A 23,355-nucleotide genomic window follows, 5' to 3' on the forward strand; every position below is an offset into this window, starting at 1 on the left:
GTCACTTCTCTAAAATGGCTTCGGCTTCGATTTCGACTTTCCATTCGGGGCGGATCAGCGCCGGCACAACCAGCATCGTCGATGCCGGTCGGACATTTTTGAATGCCGATCCATGCGCCCGCCCCACAAGATCGGCATCCGCGGCGTCGGTAATGTACATGCGGGTGCGCACGACGTCGGCGAAACTGCCGCCGAGCGCTTCGAGCGCTTCGCCGATGATCGCGATGCAGCGCGCCGCCTGCGCCCCCGCGTCGCCGGGGGTCGACGAACCGTCGGGCTCGATCGGTGCGCAGCCGGCGACGTCGATGCGATTCCCCACCCGAACCGCCCGGCTGTAGCCGTAGACCGGTTCGAAGGGGGATGCGGAGCTATGATTGCGGCGGCTGTATTCAGCCACAGGTGACCTGCGTGATCTTCGAAGCGTCGTCGTACATCACGTTCACCCGGTCGACGCGATAGTCCATCGTCATCGCCGAGCGCGGCGGGCCCCAGCGCAGCGTGCGCGCACCCGATGCCTTGAGGATCGCCGCACCGAGGTCGGGGCTGACGCTCTGGCCGACATAGCTTTGCACCGCGTCGGCCTTGCACGTCATTTCGGCTTCGGGCGGCGGCGGGGTCGATTCGGGCGGCCGTTCCTGCGTGCAGGCGGCGAGCGGCAGAACGGCGGCGATTGCCATGATGCGAATGTCCATCGTGAGTCTCCCTTGCAAAGCCGTCATCCGGCACAGCGCGTATAGCGTATCGGCTCGGCCGCGGCACCCTCGCCAGAATCGCGACGAACGAGCGTTTTGCCGCCGTCGGCGAGTTCGAGCTGCATCCGGCGATCCCATTCCTCGCCCTCGCCGCTGAAGCGGTAGTCGGCGACGATCCGCTCGGCACCGCTCTCGCGAACCCGGGCGAGTTCGCCGTGCGATTCGAAGAAGCGCAGGTTGGCGGCGTCGATGACCAGCGCGGTGAGATCGGTGCCACGCTTCGCCGCACAATCGGCGGCTTTCAGCGCCCAGCGGCCCCGGATCGCGGCGGGGATCGACTTGCCGTCGCCAGCGCTTTCGGCCTTTTCTTGCACGGGCGCGGGCTCGGTGGCTTCGGGCAGGTCTTCATCCACCGCCGTTTCGGGCGCCGGGCGGTCGGCCTTTTGCAACGGCGATATCTCGGCCGTGTCTTCGGGTCCGGACTTGTCCTCGCCGCCGCTGCACGCGGCGAGAAGCAGCACCATCGCGGGAAGCATGAAGCGGGTCATTTCTAGTCTCCTTCGGAAGGAGAAATGCCCGGTGCGGCGCGCGGGTTTCATCGCGCGCCGCTTTCGCCGGACAGGATCGGACACCGCCGCAACCGGCGTTACCCCATCGTCGGGATGACGAAGGCGTTGCCGCCGTCGGGCGACCCGTCGGGCCAGCGCGCGGTGATCGTCTTGACCTTGGTCCAGAACTTCACGCCTTCCATACCGTGCTGGTTGGTGTCGCCGAACGCCGAGCGCTTCCAGCCGCCGAAGGTGTGATAGGCGACGGGCACCGGGATCGGCACGTTGATGCCGACCATGCCGACGTTGACGCGCGCCGCAAATTCGCGCGCGGCGTGGCCGTTGCGGGTGAAGATCGCGACGCCATTGCCATATTGATGCTTCGACGGCAGTTCGAGCGCGCTTTCGAAATCGGGGGCACGGACGATCTGCAGCACGGGGCCGAAGATTTCTTCCTTGTAGCTTTCCATGTCGGGGGTGACATGGTCGAACAGCGTCGGGCCGACGAAGAAGCCCTTTTCATGGCCCTGCAGCGTGAAGCCGCGGCCGTCGATAACCAGTTCGGCGCCTTCTTCGGCGCATTTCGCGATCCAGCCTTCGACCTTGTCCTTGTGCGCCTGCGTCACGACGGGGCCGTAATGCGCTTCGTCGTCGGTCGACACGCCGACGCGCAGCGCCTCGATCGCCGGGACGAGCTTTTCACGGAGGCGGTTCGCGGTGTCCTCGCCGACGGGGACGACCACGGGCAGCGCCATGCAGCGTTCGCCCGCCGAGCCGAAAGCGGCGCCGGTCAGGTCGTTCACGACTTGGTCGAGATCGGCGTCGGGCATCACGATGCCGTGGTTCTTCGCGCCGCCCATCGCCTGCACGCGCTTGCCGTTCGCGACGCCGCGATTGTAGACATAATGCGCGATGTCGGACGAGCCGACGAAGCTCACCGCGCCGATATCGGGATGATCGAGGATCGCGTCGACCATTTCCTTGTCGCCGTGGACGGTCTGAAAAATGCCTTCGGGCATGCCCGCTTCGAGGAAGAGTTCGGCCAGCCGCACCGGCACGCTGGGATCGCGTTCGCTGGGCTTGAGGATGAAGGCGTTGCCGACGACGGTCGCGATCGCACCCATCCACAGCGGGATCATCGCGGGGAAGTTGAACGGGGTGATGCCGGCGCCGATGCCGATCGGCTGGCGCATCGAATAGACGTCGATGCCCGGGCCGGCGCCGACGGTATATTCGCCCTTCAGGATATGCGGCGCGGCGCAGGCGAATTCGACGACGTCGAGGCCGCGCTGGATATCGCCCTTGGCATCGGCGATCACCTTGCCATGCTCGGCCGACAGGATTTGCGCGAGCTCGTTCATATTGGCTTCGACGAGACGCTTGAAGTCGAACATCACGCGCGCGCGGCGCTGCGGATTGGTCGTGGCCCAGGCGGGCTGCGCGGCCTTCGCCGCCGCAACGGCGCGGTCGAGGACGGCGCGGTCGCCGAGCGCGACCTGCGCCTGGACGCCGCCATTGTTCGGGTCGAGCACGTCGGCGAAGCGGCTGCTGCCGCCGGCACCGCCGACGATGTGGTGGTCAATCTGTCGCATGGGTCGAATCTCCCGTCTGTGATTGCCCGCTGCAACAGACGAATCGCGCGCTGAAAGCAAGGGATAGACTTGCAGTTCAATCCTGCATATTTGCAGCATATGGATTGGGACAGGCTGCAATATTTCCTGCTCGTCGCGCGGCACGGCACCCTCGCGCGCGCCGGGGCGGCGCTGCATGTCGACGCGACGACGGTCAGCCGGCGGGTCAGCGCGCTCGAAGCCGCACTCGGCCAGACGCTCTTCGAACGCGCGCCGACCGGTTTCGTGCTGACCGCGGCGGGACGGGCGCTGGTCCCGCATGCCGAGGCGATGGCCGCAGCGGCGGCACGCGTCCACATGGCGCCGGGCGGCCGGGCGGGATTGTCGGGGCAGTTGCGGCTCAGCGTGACCGAGGGGTTCGGCAACAGCTTCATCGCGCCGCGGCTCGCCACCTTCGTCGCCGCGCACCCCGAGCTCGAGATCGACCTTGTCGCCTCTTCGGGCTTCCTCAATCCGTCGCGGCGCGAGGCCGATATGGCGGTGCTGCTCGCGCGACCCAGAAAAGGCCCGCTGATCACACGCAAGCTGTCGGACTACAGCCTCGGCCTTTATGCGCCCGCCAGCCGCCCCGACTGGCAACAGGCGGTCGGGCAGGCGCCGCTGTCGCGCGCCGGAATCCCGGTGATCGGCTATATGCCCGATATTCTTTACGCGCCCGAACTCGATTATCTCGACGAGATCGAGCCGGGGCTGCGCGCCAGCGTGCGGTCGTCGTCGATCCTCGCGCAGCGGCGGATGATCGCGGGCGGCGCCGGGGTCGGCGTGCTTCCCTGCTTTATCGCCGCCGGCGATCCCGGGCTGGTGCGGGCGCGGCCCGAACAGACGATTGCGCGCGCCTTCTGGCTCGCGCTCCACCGCGACGTCGCCCCGCAGCCGCGCATCCGGGCGTTCATCGACTGGCTCGACGCCGAGGTGCGCGAGAGCCGGGGACTGCTCGTTCCGGCCTAAGGCCGCCAGTCCGACGCGATCAGCCCGCCCTCCCCGAACAGCCTTGCCATCGCATCCGGCCCGGCTACGGCGGCACGCAACCGGTCGGCGAGCGGGTCGTCGACGGGCTCGCCGCTGCGCAGGAAAGCGACCCACGCCGCCACCGCCGCCGCGAGCGAAGGGCAATGCACCCCGCGCTGTTGATGCCAGGCCAGCGTTTCGAGCCAGCGCTGCGGAATCTTCTGGCTGCCATCCATCGCGATCTGGGCGAGGCGGTGGTCGAGCGCCGGATTGGCAAAGCGATCGAGCAACGCGTCGGCATAGGCGGACAGGTCCTGACCCGGCGCCGCGGCGATCGTCGGCGCTGCTTCTTCGCGCATCAGCCGTTCGATGACCGGGCGGATGTCGGGATCGGCGATCGCCTGATGGACGAATATATGCCCCCGCCCGAGCCCGATATAGGCGAGCGCCGAATGGGCGCCGTTGAGCAGCCGCAGCTTTGCGGTTTCATAGGGTGCGACGTCGGCGACCAGTTCGGCGCCGGCCTTTTCCCAGCGCGGGCGCGCGCCGGCGAAGTCATCCTCGATCACCCACTGGCTGAAACTTTCGGTGACGACCGCGCCCTCGTCGCGGGCGCCGAGCGCGGTTTCGACGGCGGCGCGGTCGGCGTCGGTCGTGGCGGGAACGATCCGGTCGACCATCGTCGCGGGACAGGTGCATTCGCCATCGAACCATGACGCGAGGCCGGGATGATAGGCGGCGAGATATTCGCGCATCAACCGGCGCAGCACCGCGCCGTTGCCGGCAAGATTGTCGCAACTGAGCAGAGTGAGCCCGCCCAGCCCCGCCGCCTTGCGCGCCGCGAGCCCGGCCGCGACAAAGCGATAGAGGCTCGCCGCCCCGACTGCCGCCGCGAGGTCGAGCGATCCGTCGGGGCGGCGCAAATAGCCTTTCTCGGTCACGGTAAGGCTGACGATATGCGTCGCGGGCGCAGCGATGGCGTCGATCACCGCCTGCGGATGCTCCGCCGCAACGAGCGGTTTGCGCACCGCACCGATCAGGCGCAGCCGCGTGCCCGCAGCGCCGCGGGCGCTCACCGTATAGAGCCCGTCCTGCGGGCCGAGCTGCGCCGCGACATCGGGCGCGCGCAGCGACACGCCGATGATGCCCCAGTCGCGGTCGCCCGCATTCATCGCGTCGTCGGTATAGACCGCCTGATGCGCGCGGTGGAAGGCGCCGATGCCGAGATGGACGATCCCCGTCGCCTGCGCGTGCCGGTCATAGGCCGGGCGCTGCACCGCGGCGGGTAGCGGCGTATCGGGCGACAGTCTCACAGCCGATATGCTTTTCTGGCGAGGTTACAGGCAAGGTCGGCCGCGAGTTCGGCGGCCTCCCATTCCTCCATACGATGTTCGGCGACGAGCCCGGCGAGGAAGCCGCAGTCGATCCGCCGCGCGACGTCGTGGCGCGCGGGGATCGACAGGAAGGCGCGCGTGTCGTCGTTGAAACCGACGGTGTTGTAGAATCCCGCCGTCTCGGTGACCTGCGCCCGGAAACGGCGCATCCCCTCCGGGCTGTCGTGGAACCACCAGGCCGGGCCGAGCCGCAGCGCCGGATAATGGCCGGCGAGCGGCGCGAGTTCGCGCGCATAGCTCGTCTCGTCGAGCGTGAAGAGGATGATCGTCAGCCCCGCCTCGTTGCCGTAGCGCGCGAGCAGAGGGCGCAGCGCATGGACATAGTCGGTGCGCATCGGAATATCGGCGCCCTTGTCGCGGCCATGGCGCACGAACAGCCCGGGGTTGTGGTTGCGGAAACTGCCGGGGTGGATCTGCATCACCAGCCCGTCGTCGAGGCTCATCCCCGCCATCACCGTCAGCATGTGCGCGCGGAACAGTTCGGCATCGGCGGCGCTGACATGGTCGCCAGTGACCCGCGCGAACAGCGCTTCGGCCTCGGCGTCCGACAGGTCGGCGGTCGCGGCGGTCGGATGCCCGTGATCGGTCGAGGTCGCGCCCATTTCGGCAAAAAAGGCGCGGCGGTTCCGGTGCGCGGCGAGATAGCCCGGATAGCTGAAGGCATCCTCGCCCGAGAGTTCGGAGAAGCGCCGGAGATTGTCGCCGAAACCTTCGAACTCGGGATCGACGACAGGGTCCGGACGATAGGCGGTGATCACGCGCCCGCTCCATTCGCCGCTTTGGTTGGCGGTGCGGATCGCGGCGTGATGATTGAGGGTGTCGAGCGGGCTTTCGGTGGTCGCGATCACCTCGATCCCGAAACGGTCGAACAGCGCGCGCGGGCGGAAGGCGTCGGCGCCCAACGCATCGGTGATGCGGTCGTAATAATGGTCCGACGTCGCCGCATCGAACTGCTCGTCGAACCCGAACACCTCGGCAAACACCCAATCCATCCACATCCGCGTCGGGGTACCGCGGAAGAGGTGATAATGTTGCGCGAACAGCCGCCAGCTTTCGCGCGGGTTGGCGGACGGATTGCCGATGCCGAGCGCTTTGAGCGGCACGCCCTGCGAGTAGAGCATCCGGAAGATATAATGGTCGGGATGCAGCAGCAGTTCGGCGGCGTTGCCGAACGGCGCATTGTCCGCAAACCACGCCGGATCGGTGTGCCCGTGCGGGCTGATGATCGGCAGGTCGGCGACCGCCCCGTACAGCCGCCGGGCGATATCGCGCTGCCCCGGATCGGACGGAAACAGCCGGTCGGGATGCAGGATCAGCGGGGTCGTCATGCGCTTTCGACGCTGACCGGCGCGAGGCGCGGGCTGAGGAGGTGGATCGCCAGCACCGCCAGGAAATAGACGATCGTGCAGGCGGCGAAGATCACCGTGTAACTGCCCCCCGTCGCGTCGAGCGCGAGCCCGGTCGACTTCGCCATGATCATCCCGCCGACACCGCCCGCGAAACCGCCGAGCCCGATCACCGATCCGACCGCGCGTTTCGGGAACATGTCGGGCGGGATCGAGAGGATCGTCGACGAAAAGGCCTGATGCCCCGCGAGCGCGATGCCGATCAGCACCACCGCGAGCCACATATTGTCGAGCCCCGAGACGAACAGCAACGGCAGCACACAGCAACCCGCGCCGAGCATCGTCGCCTTGCGCGCGAAATTCACGCTGCGGCCGGTCTGGATCAGCTTCGACGATACCCAGCCGCCAAGGATGCTGCCGACGTCCGAGAGCAGGTACATGATGATCATCGGCAGCAATACGACCTTGAGGTCGACGTCGTAGGTGGTGCTGAAATATTTGGGCAGCCAGAAGAGCATCAGGAACCAGACGGGATCGGTCAGGAACTTTCCGATCGCATAAGCCCATGCCTCACGCTTGGTGACGATGGCGCCCCAGCCGAGGCGCTCGACCGTTTCGGGCGGGTCATGCTCGATCCACGCAAGTTCCGCCTCGCTCACCTTCCCGCTTTCGCGCGGGTTGCTGTAGAGCCACAGCCAGAGCAGCAGCAGGATCATGCCGAAGGCACCGGTATAGATGAAGGTTTCGCGCCAGTCGAAGCCGAGCACGCGCATGAACAGCGCGATCGTCGGTGCGGTCAGGATGACGCCGATCGTCGTCGCACTGTTGACCCAGCCGATCGCATAGGCGCGTTCCTTTTGCGGAAACCACTCGCTCGCCGCGCGGACGACCGAGGGGAAATGCCCCGCCTCGCCGACGCCGAGGATGACGCGCGCCATCATGAAGGAGGCGACCGAGGAGGCGAAGCCGTGCGCGACATGGCCGACCGTCCAGATCGATATGGCGATCGCATAACCGACCTTGGGACCGAAACGGTCGATCAGCCAGCCCATCGCGAGGAAACCGAGCGCATAGGCGGCCTGAAAGGCGGTGACGATGTTGCCATAATCATTTTCGGTCCACCCGAGCTCATCGCCGAGCGTCGGCGCGAGCAGGCCGAGCATGGTGCGGTCGATGTAGTTGACCGTGGTCGCGGCGAACAGCACCCCGACGATCAGCCAGCGGTAACGTCCCGCCCGGGACGTCGGCGTTGCCGCCGCTTCGCCCGCACTTGCCTGTGCCATGATTCTCTCCCGATTTTTCCTTAATCGCTAATCGTGCAGCCGACGCGGATTTTTCCGTCGAACAGCGCTTCCCCGCTTTGGCCGGGGCGAATTTCGTGGATGCCGGTGATCGCGCCCGCCGACAGCCACGTCCCGGGCGGGATCGCGATCCCGCGCGCGCGGAGGGTGCGGATCAGGAACAGCGCCGATCCGAACGGTCCGTCGAGCATCGTTTCCATCGTCGCTGCGCCGACGGTTTCGCCGTCGATGGCGAACTCGACCGGCATGTGGATCAGGTCCCTGTCCTGCCAGCCGGCGAGCGGCGGCCCGAGCACCAGTCCCCTGTTGTTGCCGAAGTCCGAAGCGGTGACCGCAGGGCCGTGGCGGTTGATACCCTGAAAAGGCGAGCTGGCGATTTCGATGCCGGTCCGCACCTCGGCGACGCAGTCGCGCACCGACGCAATGTCATAATCATGGTCCGCGACCGTCCCGAAGCACAGCACGACTTCGGCTTCGGCCGCCGCGAAGCCGCCTGCATAGACGGGCATGGCGGGGCGGGCTCCACCGGCGTCCCCGACAATTTCGTCGGCGAAGATCGGCCCGGTCAGCCGGTTATCGCCATAGCGGCCGACGAGCTCGGCGGCGATGCGCCCGACCTTCCAGCCGCCGACGCGACGTCCGTCGAGCGCGATCGCCGCATCCTGGATCGCATAGGCATCGGCCATCGTTTCGGGCATCGCGCCGGGATACAAGGTAAGCGGTGTCTTTTTTGCGCGCGCGGCGAGGAACGCTGCGGCGATATTTTTCTGTTCGGTGGTCGCTGCCATGGGCCTGCTTTTTCCTCTTCCGCGACGAGGCTTAAAAGACACCGGTGTCAAAAGCAAGCAAATAGCCGTTGTTGCGGTTGATTTTGCCCAACCGAGCGCCCATCAGGGAAGGGACAGGCCAAAGTGGTGGGAACGGTGCGGCGCGCCGGGCAAGGCCTGTGGAGGAAAGCTGGAGTCATGGTGGGACAAGCGGGCGGCAAACAACCGACGATCAATGATGTGGCGGCGCTCGCCGGAGTATCGAAAAAAACCGTCAGCCGCGTCATCAACCGGTCCGAATTCATCAGCGAAAAGACCCGCAAAGCCGTTCAGGGTGCGATCGAGACGCTGGGCTTCGTCCCCAACCCGCAGGCGCGCGCGCTCGCCTTTCGCCGCAATTTCCTGATCGCGCTGCTCCACGATAACCCCAATGCGCAGACGGTACTCAATTTCCAGCAGGGCGTGCTCGACGCGATCAAGGACAGCGACCTCGCGCTGCTCGTCCGCCCGGTCGACCGGGGATCGGACCGGCTGCTCGACGACGTTCGCACCTTCCTCGAAAAACAGCGCCCGATCGGCGCGATGCTGCTGCCGCCGATTTCGGAGAATGACGATCTTGCCGCGCTCTGCGAAACCCTCGGCGTACGCTATGTCCGCGTCGGCTCGGCGCCGCTCGACGATCCGCAGCATTGCGTCTCGTCGAACGACCATGACGTCGTCAAGGAAGCGGTGCGGCGGCTTGTCGACCTTGGCCACCGCCGCATCGGGTTCGTACGCGGGCCCGAGGGCTTCCGTTCGGCGGCCGAGCGCGAAAAGGGCTTCCGCGAGGCGCTCGCCGACGCCGGACTGAGCCTTGCCGAAGAGCATTATGCGCCCGGCAATTACCGCTACGCCGCCGGCGTCGAGGCCGGCGAAAAATTGCTGGCGCTCGCCGAACCGCCGACCGCGATCTTCTGCTCGAACGACGAAATGGCGGCCGGCGTGATGAGCGTCGCGCATGGCAAGGGGATCGCGGTGCCGGGCGCGCTGTCGATCATCGGCTTCGACGATTCGCCGACCGCGACGCATATCTGGCCGGCGCTGAGCACGGTGCGCTGGCCGATCCGCCAGATGGGGGTGCGCGCGGCGCAGCTCCTTGTTCCCGACTTCCTCGGTGCGGGCGCCAAGGCCATCGACCCCGACCCCGCCGCGCTCACCTCGACCTTCGTCGAACGCCAGTCGGTCGCCCCGCCCGGGCGGTGAGGATCAGCGCCGCCGCGCCAGCTGATAATCGTAGAGCGAGGGTACCGCATCGACGGCCATGCCCGTCGCCTCGATATAGGGGGCGGGGTCGTAGCTGACCGTGATCCGGCGGTTCGCGTGCAGCCCGACGATCCGCTCGCCCGGCCCCTCGAGCCCGCTGACGATCGCAACCTCGGCGTCTGCCGGAACCGCGTCGGAGATCACCAGCCGCGCGTTCCACAGCGTGTTGTAAAGCCCGTGCCCCGGCTTCCAGTAAGGCGCGCCGCCGCCCATCCACAGCCGGTAGCGCCACGCGCCCTTGTCCTGCTTCGGGTCGATATGCAGCGTCACCTGATCGAACAGATTCTGGTGGTTCGATCCGCTATGCTGGTCGATCACGCCATCCTGCGCGACGGTCGAGCGAAGGAAGACCGAGCGCGTCGAGCGCGTGTTGACGCTGAGCGGGTGGATCACCGGATTCTCGACCTTCAGATCCCGGACCAGCACATTGTGCACTGCGCCGACATGCACCGAATAATGCGCGGCGCGATCGCCCGTCGTCGTCACATCGGCGATCGTCAGGCTGGCGGCATTGTCGGTCAATATGCCGCTGTCCGACCGGTCGATGACGAGGTAGCGGACCCAGCCGTCGAAGACCCCGGTCATATAGATGCCGTTATAGCCCTGTTCGAGGTGATGGCCGAACGCCGGCGCTGCGGGGAATTGCAGCCGCAGATTCTGGATGCCGACATGTTCGAGATGCCGCCAGTTCGCGAGCACTGCGGGCTGGTCGGCGCGCACGTCGTGGAGCAACGGATCGCCCAGCGTTACCGTCTTGCCGCGGATCGCCGCGATGCGCGTCGCCTGCACGACTACGGGGCGGTCGGGCGACGACCAGTGATGCGATCCGATCGGCAGGTCGGTGTCGCCGTAGAGCGATTTCAATATCGCGCTCTTCGGACCGTCGACCGAAAACCATTGGAGCTGGACGACGTCGCCGGCCTTGAGCTTCGTAGCGTCGTCGACGGTGAGCGTGCGGCCGAACTGTTTTCCCGCGACGCCGCGCGCCAGCACCGGGTCGCGCGCATCCTTGCTGCCGTCGTAGGAGACGGCGCGCGTCTTGTCGGGTCCGACGGTGATCATCCCGCCGGCCCAGCTGTATTCGGTGAACAGATAGTCGATGTTGTTCTCGGGCTCGACCTGATATTTCTTCTCGCGCACCAGATAGGCGCGCAGCTCGTCATAATCATGGCTGTTGTCGATGAGCTTCAGCGGCCGGGGAAACCAGAGTTCGCTGCCGCCGTTCCCGTCGCCGGCACCGTCGAGGACGATATCGCTGCGCGTGATGCGCAGCACCTCGGTGATCTGCGTCCGCCCCTTGGGAAAACGCAGCGTCACCTTGCCCTTGACCGCATTGGCCGCGGCGAGCGCGCGCAGCACCGCCTTCGTATCGTCGAGCCCGTCATCGGGGATCGCGCCATGGTCGGTAACCTCGATGACCGTTCCCGCATCGGCGGGGAGCGGCGCGAGGCCGAAACCGTAGCCGGCGTAGGAGAAGTCGGGGAGCGGATTGGCCGCCATCGTCGCGGGGTCGGAGAGGATTTTGGGCGGGCTTGCCGGTTCGGCCTGCGCCGGCAAAGCCAGCAGCGCGCCGAGCGCAGCACCGAAAGCGAGGCGCGCGCGCCGATGACCCGATATCTTCACTATCCAAATCTCCTGACGATCCGGTTCCGGTGGCGGCGTGGACGGCGGCCGCCACCGGAGTGGGGGATCAGAATTTCGCCCGCACGCCGACCGAGAAGCGCCGCTCCGACAGGGCATAGCTATTGAGCGCGGTCGGGTTGAAATTGCTATATTCGCTCGTAGCCGATTTTTTCGGCATCAGGTTTTGTGCCTGCAGCGACAGGGCGAAATTCTCGGTCAGGTCGAAGCCGAGCTGGGCGTCGAGTTGCGACCGCGCGCCGATGAAGCTCGGCCGCCCTTCGGAAAATTCGAACACCGCCTCGTCGCGATAATTATAGGCGATTCGCGCCGAGAAAGGACCTTTTTCATAGAGGCCAACGAGGTTGTAGCTGTTCTTCGACACCGCAACGAGCGGGAAGCCGGCATTATCCTCCGAATCCGAATAGGTGTAGTTGGCGATGATGCCGAGGCCGTCGAACGGCGTGGGCAGGAAGTCGGCGAACTGCTGGATGCCGATCTCGAAGCCCTTGATCCGGGCGCTGGCGAGGTTTTCGGGTCGCGAGAAGGTGAGCTCGCGCCCCTGGTCGTCGAGGTCGAGGTCGACGCCGGTGGTCACGAAGCTGGCGATGAAATCCTGCACATCCTTGTAGAAGACCGCGCCCGAGATCAGCGAGCTCTTACCCGTATAATATTCGAAGCTGACATCGGCCTGCGTCGAGATCGGCGGCTTGAGGTTCACATTGCCGCCGGTGACCGACAGGTTGGTCGCGTTGAAAAAGGTCGACGGCGCAAGGTCGGCGATCGACGCGCGCTGCATCGTCTGCGATCCCGAGACGCGGACCAGGAAATTGTCGGTGACGTTGAAGGCGATGTTCGCGCTGGGCAGGACGTTCGTATAGCGGTTCTTGTCGTTGCGCAGCGTGCTGACCGTGCCGACGTTGACATAGCTATCGACCGACAGCCGGGTGCTGGCGATACGCACCCCGGCATTCGCCTTGTACGGCATACCGAGGATCTCGCCCTCGCCCGATACCATCAGATAGGCGGCAAGCGTGCGTTCGCTGAAGTCATAGTCGCGCTGGAGGTTGGGCAGCAGCGTCGACCGGCCGTTCGCATCGGGATTGGGTTCGGCCGCCTGCGCGCGGGTGAAGACATAGTCGAAGGTCGGCGCGGTGCTGAGGAAGCCGCGCGGGAAGCTGCCCGCGATGTCGGGCAGAAAATCCCGTGGATCGACGAGATTCAGGAACGGCTCGATCTCGTCGGGGGTCGGCGTCACCTGGCTGCGATAGGCGTTCGACCGGGCGTGCAGGTCGGTATAGCGCACCCCGGCGGCGATGGTGACGCCGCCGCCGGTTTCGTAGCTGACGTCGAGCTTGCCGGTCCATTCCTCGAGCAGCCCGATCAGCCGGTTGCTGCGCACGCCGTTGTTCGCGGGATTGTACGACGCATAATCGGCGGGGTCGAAAGTGCCGCCGAGCGTCAGCGACGGGATGGTGTTATCGCGGAAATCGAAGGCGCCGGGGACGGGCGCGGCCGCCTGCAGCGTGATGATCTGGATCGTCTGGTCGATCGTGCCCTTGCTGTAATAGCCGTCGGCCTCGATCGTCAGCCCGCCGCTCTCATATTTGCCATTGAGCCCGTAGAGGAAGCTTTCGGTCGGCTCGTTGCGGATCTGCCCCGCGGTGGTGACGGTGCCGTTGGCGTTGCCCGCAACCACCATGCCGTCCTCGACCACCGCATCGGTCACCGGATTGGCGCCGGTGGGCAGGCGGAACGCGAAAAAGTCCTGCCGGCGCCCGGTCTTGAGCTTCGAATAGAGCGCGTCGGCGGTGAGCGTGAATTCGGGCGTCACCTCGAACTGGATCGCGCCGTTGAGGCCGAGCCGCGAACGGTCGACGGTGAACTGTTCATATTGCAGCAGCGCCGGGGTCGGCTGGACGATCGTGTCGCCGCCAGCGGCATAGTTGCGATTCAGGAAATTGTTGCGCTCGAAGGCCTGGGTGACCGACGTGCGCTTCTGATATTCGCCGGCGATCATGATGCCGATGCGGTCGTCGGCGAATTTCGTCGTCGCAAAGCCGGTGATCGCGGGTTCGAACTTGTCGCTGTTCTCCGAATAAACGCCCTGCACGCGCAGCGACGCGGTCGGCTCCTTGAACGAGAGCGGTTTCGGGGTGACGAGGTTGACCGTGCCGCCCAGCCCGCCCTCGGCTTGGCTGGCAAGCGGCGACTTGCGCACTTCGAGGCGGCCGAACAGGCTCGACGGCACCGAATCGAGCCCCGACGAGCGGCCGAGCTGGTCGTTCTCGGGCGGCGACAGCCGCGCCGACCAGCCGAGCAGGGTGCGCCCGTCGACTTCGACGCGGACCTGTTGCAGCCCGCGCACCGACACCGACTGGCCCTCGCCGAAAACACGGGTGATCTGGACGCCGGTAACGCGCTGCAGCGCCTCGGCGACATTGGCGTCGGGAAGCTTGCCGACATCCTCGGCGGTGATGACGTCCATCACCTGCCCCGCCTCGCGCTTGATATCCGCCGCCCGCTCGAGTGATGCGCGAATGCCGGTCACGATGATTTCGCCTTCGGGCGTGTCCGCGCCCGCTTCCTGCGCATAGGCGGGTGCCGCCATCAGCACCGCGAGCGACACGCCGCCCGCCAGTTTCGCCGTCAAGGCGCCGCCCCGCTTCATCCGAATAGCCATATGGTCCTCCCTTTCGCAGCGCATCTCCGCCAAAGCAAGAAATGACACCGGTTACTCTTGCAGGCAAAAACGGATCGACGCGCTTTTGCCATCCTTTTCCGAGAGCAAGCGGGAGGCCGCCGTTTTCGGCGGGCCGGACGCCCTCTCCCCCATCGATATCGTTTCGTTGACCGATTCAGGTAACCGGTGTCAGTAACAGGTGACCTATTGGATGATCGATGTCAAGCGCGATTGTCGTACAACTTTGACCGCCCGGGCCGGCGCCGATGCGATCAGCGCCGGACGTCGAGCCCGCCGGCGTGGAACGCCGCAATATCGGCGGCGCCGAAGCGGCTGGCATCGCCGGGCAGCGAATGTTTGAGGCAGGTGAGCGCGAGGCCGGTTTCGGCCATCGCGCGCGCATCGCCGCCCGCGCGCCAGGCGTGGAGCACCCCGGCGGCGAAGGCGTCGCCGGCGCCGATGCGATCGACGATGCCGGTCACGTCGACCTCGCCGGTCTGGTGTGTGCTGTCCCGACGGTCGACGCGCGCGGCGACGCGGTGATGGTCGGCGGTAAGGACATGTCGCGCGGTCGAGGCGATGATCCGCAGGTCGGGGAAGGCAGCAAAGCCCGCCTCCGCCGCCTCGCGCCGCCGGTCTTCGCCCTCGCCGCCGAAATCCTTGCCGAGGACGAGCGACAGGTCGCGGTGGTTGCCGAAGAATATATCGGCGAGGCCGATCAGTTCGCCGAGGATCGCGCGCGGATCGCTGTCCCACGCCTGCCACAGCATCGCGCGGTAATTGCCGTCGAAGCTGACCGGCACGCCGAGCCGCTTTGCCGCGCGCGCCGCCGCCAGCGCCGCTTCGGCCGAACGCGGCCCGAGCGCGGGGGTGATCCCCGACAAGTGCAGCAGCCCCGCTCCGGCGAGCAGCGCGTCCCAGTCATAATCCTCCGCACCGCGCGCGGCGAAGCTCGATCCGGCGCGGTCGTAGACGATCTCGGAGGCGCGCAGCCCGGCCCCGACGCTGAGGAAATAGAGCCCCATCCGCCCCGCGCCGGTCGCGACCGCGCCGCAATCGACGCCCGCGCCGCGCACCGCCGCCACCGCCCCGCGCCCGAGTGCATTGGCGGGAACCGTGCTCACCATCGCACAGTCGTGGCCGAGATGGGCGAGCCCGATCGCGACATTCGCCTCGGCCCCGCCGACATGGAGCGCGAGCGCCGGCGACTGCATCAGCAGTTCGTTGCCCGGCGCGGTGAGGCGGATCAGCAGTTCGCCGAAGAAGACGAGACGGTCCGGCATGGCGGGATGCTAGCGTGCGAGCCAGCCGCCGTCGACGGCGAGGATATGGCCCTGCACATAGTCCGAGGCCGGCGACGCGAGGAACACGGCAGCGCCGCCGATATCCTCGGGGCCGCCCCAGCGGCCGGCGGGGATGCGCTCGACGATCTGGCGATTGCGCGTTTCGTCGCCCTGCAACGCCGCGGTGTTGTTCGTCGCGATATAGCCGGGGGCGATCGCGTTGACGTTGACGCCCTTCGCCGCCCATTCGTTCGCGAGCAGCTTGGTCAGCCCGCCGACCCCCGATTTCGACGCGGTGTAGCTCGGCACCCTTATGCCGCCCTGAAAGGTCAGCATCGAGGCGATGTTGATGATCTTGCCCGCTCCCCCCTCTTTCTGGATCCGCGCGATCATGTGGCGACCGACGCTCTGACAGAGGAAGAAGAGCGACTTCAGATTGGTGTCCATCACTGCGTCCCAGTCGGCTTCGGTAAAGTCAACGGCGTCGGCGCGGCGAATGATCCCGGCATTGTTAACGAGAATGTCGATCCGCCCGAATTCGGCGACCACCGCATCGACGAGCGGCTGCACTGCACCGACGCTCGACAGGTCGGCGGCGAAGTTGTCGGCCTTGCGGCCAAGCGCGCGCACCTTGCCGACGGTTTCATCGGCAGGAGAACGCCCCGCAGCGGCGATGTCGGCGCCCGCCCCGGCGAGCGCCAGCGCGATCCCCTGCCCGATGCCGGTGTTGGCGCCGGTGACGAGCGCGACTTTTCCGGCGAGGTCGAACATCTTCATTCTCTTACCTTTCGTCATGCCGGACTTGATCCGGCATCCATCGCCGCGACCGTGCATGGACCCCGGATCCAGTCCGGGGTGACGATGAATGGCTTACTTCAACTGGCAGATGTCGAGGACGTTCATGTCGGTATAGTCGAGATTCTCGCCGCCCATCGCCCAGATGAAGGCATATTTCTTCGTCCCCGACCCCATGTGGATCGACCAGGGAGGGCTGATCACCGCTTCCTCGTTCGCGATCACGATGTGCCGCATGCTGTCGGGCTCGCCCATATAATGGAAGATGCGGTCATTCTCTTCGGGCAGGTCGAAATAGAGATAGATTTCGCTGCGCCGGTCGTGGAGGTGCGGCGGCATCGTGTTCCACACGCTGCCCTCTTCGAGCACGGTGAGCCCGAGCAGCAATTGCGCGCTCTCGCATACGCCCGGAATGACGAGCTGATAGATCGTCCGCTGGTTCGAATTGGCAAGGTCGCCGCGCGCGAGCGGGTTCGCCTGATCGAGCGTGATGTGCTGGATCGGGCAGATCTTGTGCGCCGGAAGCGACGCCAGATAGAAGCGCGCGCCGTCGCCTTCGAAGACCACCTCCTTCGACCCCATCGGGATATAGAGGCATTCCTTGTTCTTCATCGCAAAGCGCTGGCCATCGACGCTGATCGCGCCGTCGGTGCCGATATTGACCGCCGCCATCTCGCGCCGTTCGAGGAAGGGATGCCCCGCCGCCGAAGCCGGCTCGCTCTGGTCGGGAAGCCGCAGCGCGCCCCCCTTCGGCACCGCGCCGCCGATGACGAAGCGCTCATTGTGCGAATAGTTGAGGTTGACCCTGCCGTCGGCGAACATGCCCGGGACAAGATAGCGATCGCGCAGCGCGTCATTGTCCACGCATTCCATCATGTCGGGATGGGTCGCGTGATAAGTTTTGGCAAACATGATGATCCTCGTCCCGTCTTCGTCGTCGCTATCTGCTAAACCCGATGGTAACCGGTGTCAATGCTGCGGCGTCGATGCGCGGGCAAAATTGTCGCACTTTGTCGCAAAGCCCTGAAAGCGCTTGCATGGCGCCTTCCAAATGGTGGAATAGGCATCATTCCTCCCCCGCCGTCGGCGGACCGACACGAGATAATAATTATGCAGGACAACAGGCCGCTGCTCCGCGCGGGAGCCTTGTGTGCCATGATGCTGTCGCTGGGCGCTTGCGCCGGCAAGGACGACGAGGGCGGGCGCGGGCGCGGCGCCCCCGAGGTCGGCTATGTCACGGCCGTGGTACAGGCGGTTCCGGTCACCACCCAGCTCGGCGGCCGCACCGTCGCGTTCGAGACGAGCGAGGTGCGTCCGCAGGTGAACGGCCTGATCCGCCGCCGCCTGTTCGCCGAAGGCAGCTTCGTGCGCGCCGGGCAGCCGCTCTACCAGATCGACGCCAGCCTTTATCAGGCGGCGGCGGATCAGGCCGCGGCGAATCTGGCGAGCGCGCGGGCAAGCGCGCAGGCGGCCGACGAAAAGGCAAAGCGCTTCGAGCCGCTCGCGAAGATGCAGGCGGTCGCCGAGCAGGATTATACCGACGCGCTGGCGCAGGCGCGCGTCGCGCGTGCCACCGTAGCGCAAAATGCCGCGGCGCTCGAAACCGCGCGCATCAACCTCCGCTACACGACGCTTTCCGCGCCGATCAGCGGCCGGATCGGGCGCAGCCTTGCCACCCCCGGCGCGCTGGTCAGCGCGAGCCAGTCGGAGCCGCTGGCGACGATCCAGCAGACCGATCCCATCTATGTCGACATGCAGCAGTCGAGCGCCGAACTCATCCGGCTGCGCCAGGCGCTGGCGAGCGGCGGCACCCAGCCCGGCAGCACGACGGTGCGGTTGAAGCTGGAGGACGGCAGCGATTACGGGTTCGCCGGCACCGTCCAGTTTTCGGAGATCGCGGTCAGCGAAGCGACGGGCACGGTGACGCTGCGCGCGCGCTTCCCCAATCCCAAGGGGCTGTTGCTGCCCGGCATGTTCGTCACCGCGCTGTTCGACCAGTCGGTCAACCCCGCCGCGATGCTGGTGCCACAGGCCGCGGTGCAGCGCGATTTCGACGGATCGGCGTTCGTCTACCTCGTCGGCAAGGACAACAAGGCGGCGCGGCGCAAGGTCACCGCCGAGCGGACGGTCGGCGCCAACTGGGTCGTCACCGAGGGGCTGAAGTCCGGCGAAAAGATCATCACGCAGGGAATCGGCAACCTCAAGGCCGGAGCGCCGATCAAGCCGGTTCCGGCGAGCACGCCGCAGCGGGTCGGGGCGCCCGCGGCCAAGGGCGCGGCAGCGAAAGGAACTTAAGGGCCCATGTCGCGCCTTTTCATCGACCGGCCGATCTTTGCCTGGGTGCTGGCGATCATCGTCATGCTCGGCGGGCTGGGCGCGCTCTTTTCGCTGCCGATCGAGCAATATCCCGATATCGCCCCGGCGCAGGTCAATATCCGCGCCAACTATCCGGGCGCGTCTGCCGAGACGATTGAGAACAGCGTCACGCAGGTGCTCGAACAGCAACTGACCGGGATCGACGGCCTGCTCTATTTCAGCTCGCAGTCGAGCTCGCGCGGGCAGGCGAGCATCACCGCGATCTTCGAGAAGGGCACCGACCCCGACATTGCGCAGGTCCAGGTCCAGAACAAGATCCAGACCGCGATTTCGCGCCTGCCGCAGCAGGTGCAGCAACAGGGCATCCGCGTCACCAAGTCGAACGCCGACACGCTGCTCCTCGTCGCCGTCTATGATTCGACGAACACCCGGTCGAACCAGGACGTGTCCGACTATATGGCGTCGAACATCCAGGACCCGCTGTCGCGCGTCGAGGGGGTCGGCGACGTCAACATCTTCGGCGCGCCGCACGCGATGCGCATCTGGCTGAACCCGCAGCGGCTGGCGGCGATGTCGCTGATGCCGAGCGACGTCATCTCGGCGATCACCGCGCAGAACAGCGAGGTCGCCGCTGGCGACGTCGGCGGCCTTCCCGCGCCGCAGGGCCAGATGCTCAACGCGACGGTCACCGCGCAGTCGCGGATGCAGACGGTCGAGGAGTTCGAGAATATCGTCCTCAAGACGCTCCCCGACGGGTCGAGCGTGCGCATCAAGGATATCGCGCGGGTCGAGGTCGGCGCCGAAAGCTATGCCGTCATCAGCCGCATCAACGGCCATCCCGGCGCCGGCATGTCGATTTCGCTGTCACCGGGGTCCGACGCGCTCGAAACCGCCGACCGGGTGAAAGCGCGGATGGCGGAACTCGCCGCCGATTTCCCCGACGGCGTGACCTACAGCTACGCCAACGACGCGACCGCCTTCATCAAGCTGTCGGTGAGCGAGGTGCAGAAATCGCTGTTCGAGGCGATCCTGCTCGTCATCCTCGTCATGTTCGTCTTTCTGCAGAGCTGGCGCGCGGTGCTGATACCCGCGATCGCGGTGCCGGTGGTGCTGCTCGGCACCTTCGGCATTTTCTATATGGCGGGATTCAGCATCAATACGATGACGCTGTTCGGGCTGACGCTCGCCATCGGCCTGCTCGTCGACGATGCGATCGTCGTCGTCGAGAATGTCGAGCGATTGATGGAAGAAAATCCCGGCATGTCGGCGCGCGAGGCGACGATCCAGTCGATGCAGGAATTGCAGGTCGCGCTGATCGCGATCGCGCTCGTGCTGTCGGCGGTGTTCATGCCGATGGCCTTCTTCGGCGGCTCGACCGGCGTCATCTACCGGCAATTCTCGATCACCATCGTCTCGGCGATGGCGCTGTCGGTGCTCGTCGCGCTGATCCTGAGCCCCGCGCTGACCTCGAGCCTGCTCAAGCCCAAGACGCATGGCGAGACGGCGGAGACGCACCGCTTTCCGCGCCTCCACGCGCTTGGCGAGCGGCTGAAGAACGGCTTCAACACCCGTTTCGACCGCACCGTGAACCGCTATGTCGGCAGCGTCGGCGCGGTGGTCGACCGCAAATGGCTGTTCCTCGGCATCTATGCCGTCATCCTCGTCCTGCTCGCGGTGCTGTTCCTGCGCCTGCCGAGCGGCTTCCTGCCAAACGAGGATCAGGGCCGCGTCCAGGTCCAGTTCCGCCTGCCCGCCGGCGCCACCCAGGAGCGCACGCTCGAGGTGCGTAACGCGGTCGAAGATTATTTCCTGACCCACGAAAAGGCGAACACCGGCGCGCTGTTCCTGATCGCCGGCGGCGGCGGCGGGGCCGCGGCAGGCCAGAACACCGGCCAGGGATATGTCAATCTTGTCGACTGGGACGACCGGCCGGGCGACGAGAACACCGCCGATGCGATCACCGAACGCGCGCGCAAGGCACTGAGCGGGCTGCGCGACGCACAGGTCTTCGCGCTCGTTCCCGGCGCGGTCCGCGGGCTCGGCGACACGTCGGGGTTCACGATGCAGTTCCAGAATCGCGGCGGGCTCAGCCGCGAACAATTCTCTGCCGCGCGCGACCGGCTGCTCGCGATGGCGAACGCCAATCCCAAGCTGACCTCGGTGCGCCTCAGCGACCTTCCCGACGTCGCGACGCTCAAGGTCGATATCGATACCCAGCGGCTGACCGCCTATGGGCTCACTAACAGCGACGTGAACAATACCCTCGCGACCGCCTGGGGTGGCCGCTACGTCAATGATTTCATCGACAAGGGCCGCGTCAAGCGCGTCTATGTCCAGGGCGACGCGCCCTATCGCGCCAAGCCCGAAGACCTCGGTCAATGGTATGTCCGCTCGGCCGATGGCGAGATGTCGCCTTTCTCGGCCTTTTCGCGGATCGGCTGGGCGACCACCCCCGCGACCACGTCGCGCTTCCAGGGTGTTTCGGCGTTCGAGATTTCGGGCCAGCCGTCCGCCGGGGTCAGCTCGGGCGAGGCGATGGACGAAATGGAAGCGATGGCGGCGCAGATTCCCGGGACCAGCGTCGCCTGGTCGGGTTCCTCCTATCAGGAGCGGCTGTCGTCGGGGCAGGCGCCCTTCCTCTACGCGATTTCGCTGCTCGTCGTTTTCCTATGCCTCGCGGCGCTCTACGAAAGCTGGTCGATCCCGCTCGCGGTGATCCTGATCGTCCCGCTCGGGCTGATCGGCGCGGTGTTCGCGGTGACGCTGCGCGGGCTCGAGAATGACGTCTATCTCCAGATCGGGCTGCTCACGACGATGGGGCTCGCGGCGAAAAATGCGATCCTGATGATCGAATTCGCCGAACAGGAGGAACGCAAGGGCAAGCGCGTGATCGAGGCGGCGATCGAGGCGGCGCGCATCCGCCTGCGGCCGATCCTGATGACCAGCTTCGCCTTCATCTTCGGCGTTCTGCCGCTCGCGATCGCGACCGGCGCGGGCGCGAACAGCCGCGTCGCGATCGGCACCGCGGTGATCGGCGGCATGCTGACCGCCGCCTTCCTCGCCATCTTCTTCATCCCGCTCTTCTTCGTCCTCGTCAGAAGGGGTGTCCGCGACGGCCTCGCCGCGCTGCGCCGGCGCTTCGGTAAGGAAAAGGATGGCGACAAGGATGCGGGCGCCGGCGGGACGGAGGTTCCGGCATGATGGCGCTCCGCCCCCTCCTGCTCGCGGGGACGCTGGCGCTGGCGGGCTGCTCGCTCGCGCCGAAGACGGTGCTTCCCGCGCCGCCGGTGCCGCAAAGCTGGCCGGTCGGCGACGCCTATCTGCTGCAGAGCGAGGCGGCGCTACCGATCCTTTCCTATCGCAGCGTCTTCACCGACCCGCGGTTGCAGACGCTCGCCGAACAGGCGCTGGCGAACAACCGCGACCTGCGCGTCGCCTATGCCAATGTCGCCGCCGCGCGCGCGCAGGCGCGCGTCAGCCGCGCGGGACAGTTCCCCGAAATCGGGATCAGCGCCGGGGCCGGCTATGCGGATAGCGGCGGCGCCGGCAATGGGAGCGGCGATTTCTCGCTGCGCGGCGGCATCACTGCGTTCGAGCTCGACCTGTTCGGCCGCCTCGCCAATGCCGCCGAAGCGGACCGCAACAGCGCGCTCGCGACCGAAGCCGCATCGCGCACCGTCCGCCTCGCGCTGATCGCCGACCTCGCGGGGGCATGGGCGACCTATGGCGCCGACCGCGACCTGCTCGCGATCGCGCAGGATACCGCCGCCAATGCGCGCGAGAATGTCCGGTTGACGAAAGCGCGGCTCGACGGCGGCGTCGCGCCGCGCACCGACCTCAGGCAGGCCGAACAGATTCTCGCGACCGCCGAGGATGCGATCGCGGCGCAGACGAGCGCGATCGCGCAGGACGAAAATCTCATCCGCCTGCTCGTCGGCGGCGATGTCGACCGCGCGCTGCTGCCCGCCGGGCTCGCCGAGGTGACGCCGGCGATCGTGTCGCTGCCCGCCGGGGTCAGCTCGCAGGTCCTGCTGCGCCGTCCCGACGTGATCGAGGCCGAATATCGCCTCCGCGCCGCCAACGCCGACATCGGCGTCGCGCGGGCGCGGCTGTTCCCGACGATCTCGCTCACCGGCCTGCTCGGTTTCGCGAGCGACGCGCTCGGCAGCCTGTTCGACGGCGGGTCGTTCGGCTGGTCGGCGGGCGGCGACGCCGCGGCGACGATCTTCGACGCCGGCGGCCGCCGCGCCGGGGTCGCGGTGACCGAGGCGCAACGCGACGCCGCGCTTGCCGGCTATGAAGGCGCGATCCAGACAGCGTTCCGCGAAGTCGCCGACGCGCTTGCGGTGCAGGGCACGATATCCGAACGCGTCCGCGCCGCCGCCGCGAATACCGAAGCCGCCGCCGACACCGCGCGGCTGACCGACGCGCGCTACAAAGGCGGGGTCGACAGCTTCCTCGCCAGCCTCGACGCGCAGCGCAGCCTCTATACGGCGCGGCGGAGCGAGATCGCGACCGGGCTCCTGCTCGTCAACACGCGAATCGCGCTGTTTCGGGCCCTCGGCGGCGACAGCGGCGCGGGAAGCCGCACGCCCTGAAGACCCTCTTCGTCACCCCGGACTTGATCCGGGGTCCATGCTTCGGCCGTGGAATGGATGCCGGATCAAGTCCGGCATGACGATGAAGGTCGAAACCGACTCTCCTTGACAACTGCCCCCGCTCGCGCGCT

Annotated in this window: 18 protein-coding genes; 5 read left to right on the forward strand and 13 right to left on the reverse strand. The window is 66.7% G+C overall.

Annotated elements, in window-relative coordinates; translation table 11 throughout:
- Position 1 precedes the first annotated feature (1 nt).
- From LH19_RS22690 to LH19_RS22705, 4 genes are all read right to left on the reverse strand, one after another.
- Complete coding sequence (locus tag LH19_RS22690; protein ID WP_054731971.1) at positions 2-397, reverse strand: RidA family protein; 396 nt, start codon at positions 395-397, stop codon at positions 2-4.
- Positions 390-692 (reverse strand): I78 family peptidase inhibitor, encoded by a 303-nt coding sequence (locus LH19_RS22695; protein WP_054731972.1) that lies wholly within the window; start codon positions 690-692, stop codon positions 390-392. The genes LH19_RS22690 and LH19_RS22695 overlap by 8 nt, the downstream gene beginning before the upstream one ends.
- A gap of 23 nt (positions 693-715) precedes the next feature.
- Positions 716-1,240: a hypothetical protein gene (locus LH19_RS22700; RefSeq protein WP_054731973.1), complete on the reverse strand. Its 525-nt coding sequence runs from the start codon at positions 1,238-1,240 to the stop codon at positions 716-718.
- A 98-nt stretch (positions 1,241-1,338) separates the two neighbouring features.
- Positions 1,339-2,832, reverse strand: a complete 1,494-nt coding sequence (locus LH19_RS22705) for a CoA-acylating methylmalonate-semialdehyde dehydrogenase (protein ID WP_054731974.1) — start codon at positions 2,830-2,832, stop codon at positions 1,339-1,341.
- A gap of 99 nt (positions 2,833-2,931) precedes the next feature.
- Between LH19_RS22705 and LH19_RS22710 the strand changes: the two genes are divergently transcribed.
- Entirely contained in the window at positions 2,932-3,819 is an 888-nt protein-coding gene (locus LH19_RS22710; protein WP_054731975.1) for a LysR family transcriptional regulator, read from the forward strand.
- On the opposite strand, the gene LH19_RS22715 is transcribed toward LH19_RS22710, so the two are convergent.
- From LH19_RS22715 to LH19_RS22730, 4 genes are read right to left on the reverse strand one after another with little or no spacing between them, the layout of a single operon-like run.
- Positions 3,816-5,132: a mannitol dehydrogenase family protein gene (locus LH19_RS22715; RefSeq protein WP_234716006.1), complete on the reverse strand. Its 1,317-nt coding sequence runs from the start codon at positions 5,130-5,132 to the stop codon at positions 3,816-3,818. The genes LH19_RS22710 and LH19_RS22715 overlap by 4 nt on opposite strands.
- Positions 5,129-6,541, reverse strand: coding sequence for a glucuronate isomerase (uxaC, locus tag LH19_RS22720; protein ID WP_054731976.1), 1,413 nt, complete (start codon positions 6,539-6,541; stop codon positions 5,129-5,131). The genes LH19_RS22715 and uxaC overlap by 4 nt, the downstream gene beginning before the upstream one ends.
- On the reverse strand, positions 6,538-7,842 hold the full coding sequence (locus tag LH19_RS22725) for an MFS transporter (RefSeq protein ID WP_054731977.1): 1,305 nt from the start codon (positions 7,840-7,842) through the stop codon (positions 6,538-6,540). Before LH19_RS22725 ends, uxaC begins: the two co-directional genes overlap by 4 nt.
- A 20-nt stretch (positions 7,843-7,862) precedes the next feature.
- Entirely contained in the window at positions 7,863-8,648 is a 786-nt protein-coding gene (locus LH19_RS22730) for a 2-keto-4-pentenoate hydratase (protein ID WP_054731978.1), read from the reverse strand.
- A 177-nt stretch (positions 8,649-8,825) separates the two neighbouring features.
- Here LH19_RS22730 and LH19_RS22735 point away from each other — a divergent pair, with 177 nt between their 5' ends.
- Positions 8,826-9,869, forward strand: coding sequence for a LacI family DNA-binding transcriptional regulator (locus LH19_RS22735; protein WP_054731979.1), 1,044 nt, complete (start codon positions 8,826-8,828; stop codon positions 9,867-9,869).
- Between the two features lie 3 nt (positions 9,870-9,872).
- Here the strand turns inward: LH19_RS22735 and LH19_RS22740 are convergent, their stop codons facing one another.
- The 5 genes from LH19_RS22740 to kduI all read right to left on the reverse strand — a co-directional run bounded on the left by LH19_RS22740 (position 9,873) and on the right by kduI (position 17,222).
- Positions 9,873-11,552: a hypothetical protein gene (locus LH19_RS22740; protein WP_054731980.1), complete on the reverse strand. Its 1,680-nt coding sequence runs from the start codon at positions 11,550-11,552 to the stop codon at positions 9,873-9,875.
- Between the two features lie 67 nt (positions 11,553-11,619).
- Entirely contained in the window at positions 11,620-14,232 is a 2,613-nt protein-coding gene (locus LH19_RS22745) for a TonB-dependent receptor (RefSeq protein ID WP_158514474.1), read from the reverse strand.
- A gap of 272 nt (positions 14,233-14,504) precedes the next feature.
- Positions 14,505-15,515, reverse strand: a complete 1,011-nt coding sequence (locus LH19_RS22750) for a sugar kinase (protein WP_054731982.1) — start codon at positions 15,513-15,515, stop codon at positions 14,505-14,507.
- Between the two features lie 9 nt (positions 15,516-15,524).
- Entirely contained in the window at positions 15,525-16,292 is a 768-nt protein-coding gene (kduD, locus tag LH19_RS22755; RefSeq protein ID WP_054731983.1) for a 2-dehydro-3-deoxy-D-gluconate 5-dehydrogenase KduD, read from the reverse strand.
- Between the two features lie 93 nt (positions 16,293-16,385).
- On the reverse strand, positions 16,386-17,222 hold the full coding sequence (kduI, locus tag LH19_RS22760; RefSeq protein WP_054731984.1) for a 5-dehydro-4-deoxy-D-glucuronate isomerase: 837 nt from the start codon (positions 17,220-17,222) through the stop codon (positions 16,386-16,388).
- Between the two features lie 243 nt (positions 17,223-17,465).
- Here kduI and LH19_RS22765 point away from each other — a divergent pair, with 243 nt between their 5' ends.
- The 3 genes from LH19_RS22765 to LH19_RS22775 are packed head-to-tail and all read left to right on the forward strand — an operon-like array spanning position 17,466 to position 23,224.
- Complete coding sequence (locus tag LH19_RS22765) at positions 17,466-18,605, forward strand: efflux RND transporter periplasmic adaptor subunit (protein WP_407696694.1); 1,140 nt, start codon at positions 17,466-17,468, stop codon at positions 18,603-18,605.
- Between the two features lie 6 nt (positions 18,606-18,611).
- The gene (locus LH19_RS22770) at positions 18,612-21,827 is read left to right on the forward strand and encodes an efflux RND transporter permease subunit (RefSeq protein ID WP_054731986.1); all 3,216 of its coding nucleotides are present in this window, start codon (positions 18,612-18,614) and stop codon (positions 21,825-21,827) included.
- On the forward strand, positions 21,827-23,224 hold the full coding sequence (locus LH19_RS22775; protein WP_054731987.1) for an efflux transporter outer membrane subunit: 1,398 nt from the start codon (positions 21,827-21,829) through the stop codon (positions 23,222-23,224). The genes LH19_RS22770 and LH19_RS22775 overlap by 1 nt, the downstream gene beginning before the upstream one ends.
- The last annotated feature ends 131 nt before the right edge of the window (positions 23,225-23,355 follow it).

This window comes from Sphingopyxis macrogoltabida (assembly GCF_001314325.1).
Classification (GTDB): Bacteria; Pseudomonadota; Alphaproteobacteria; order Sphingomonadales; family Sphingomonadaceae; genus Sphingopyxis; species Sphingopyxis macrogoltabida.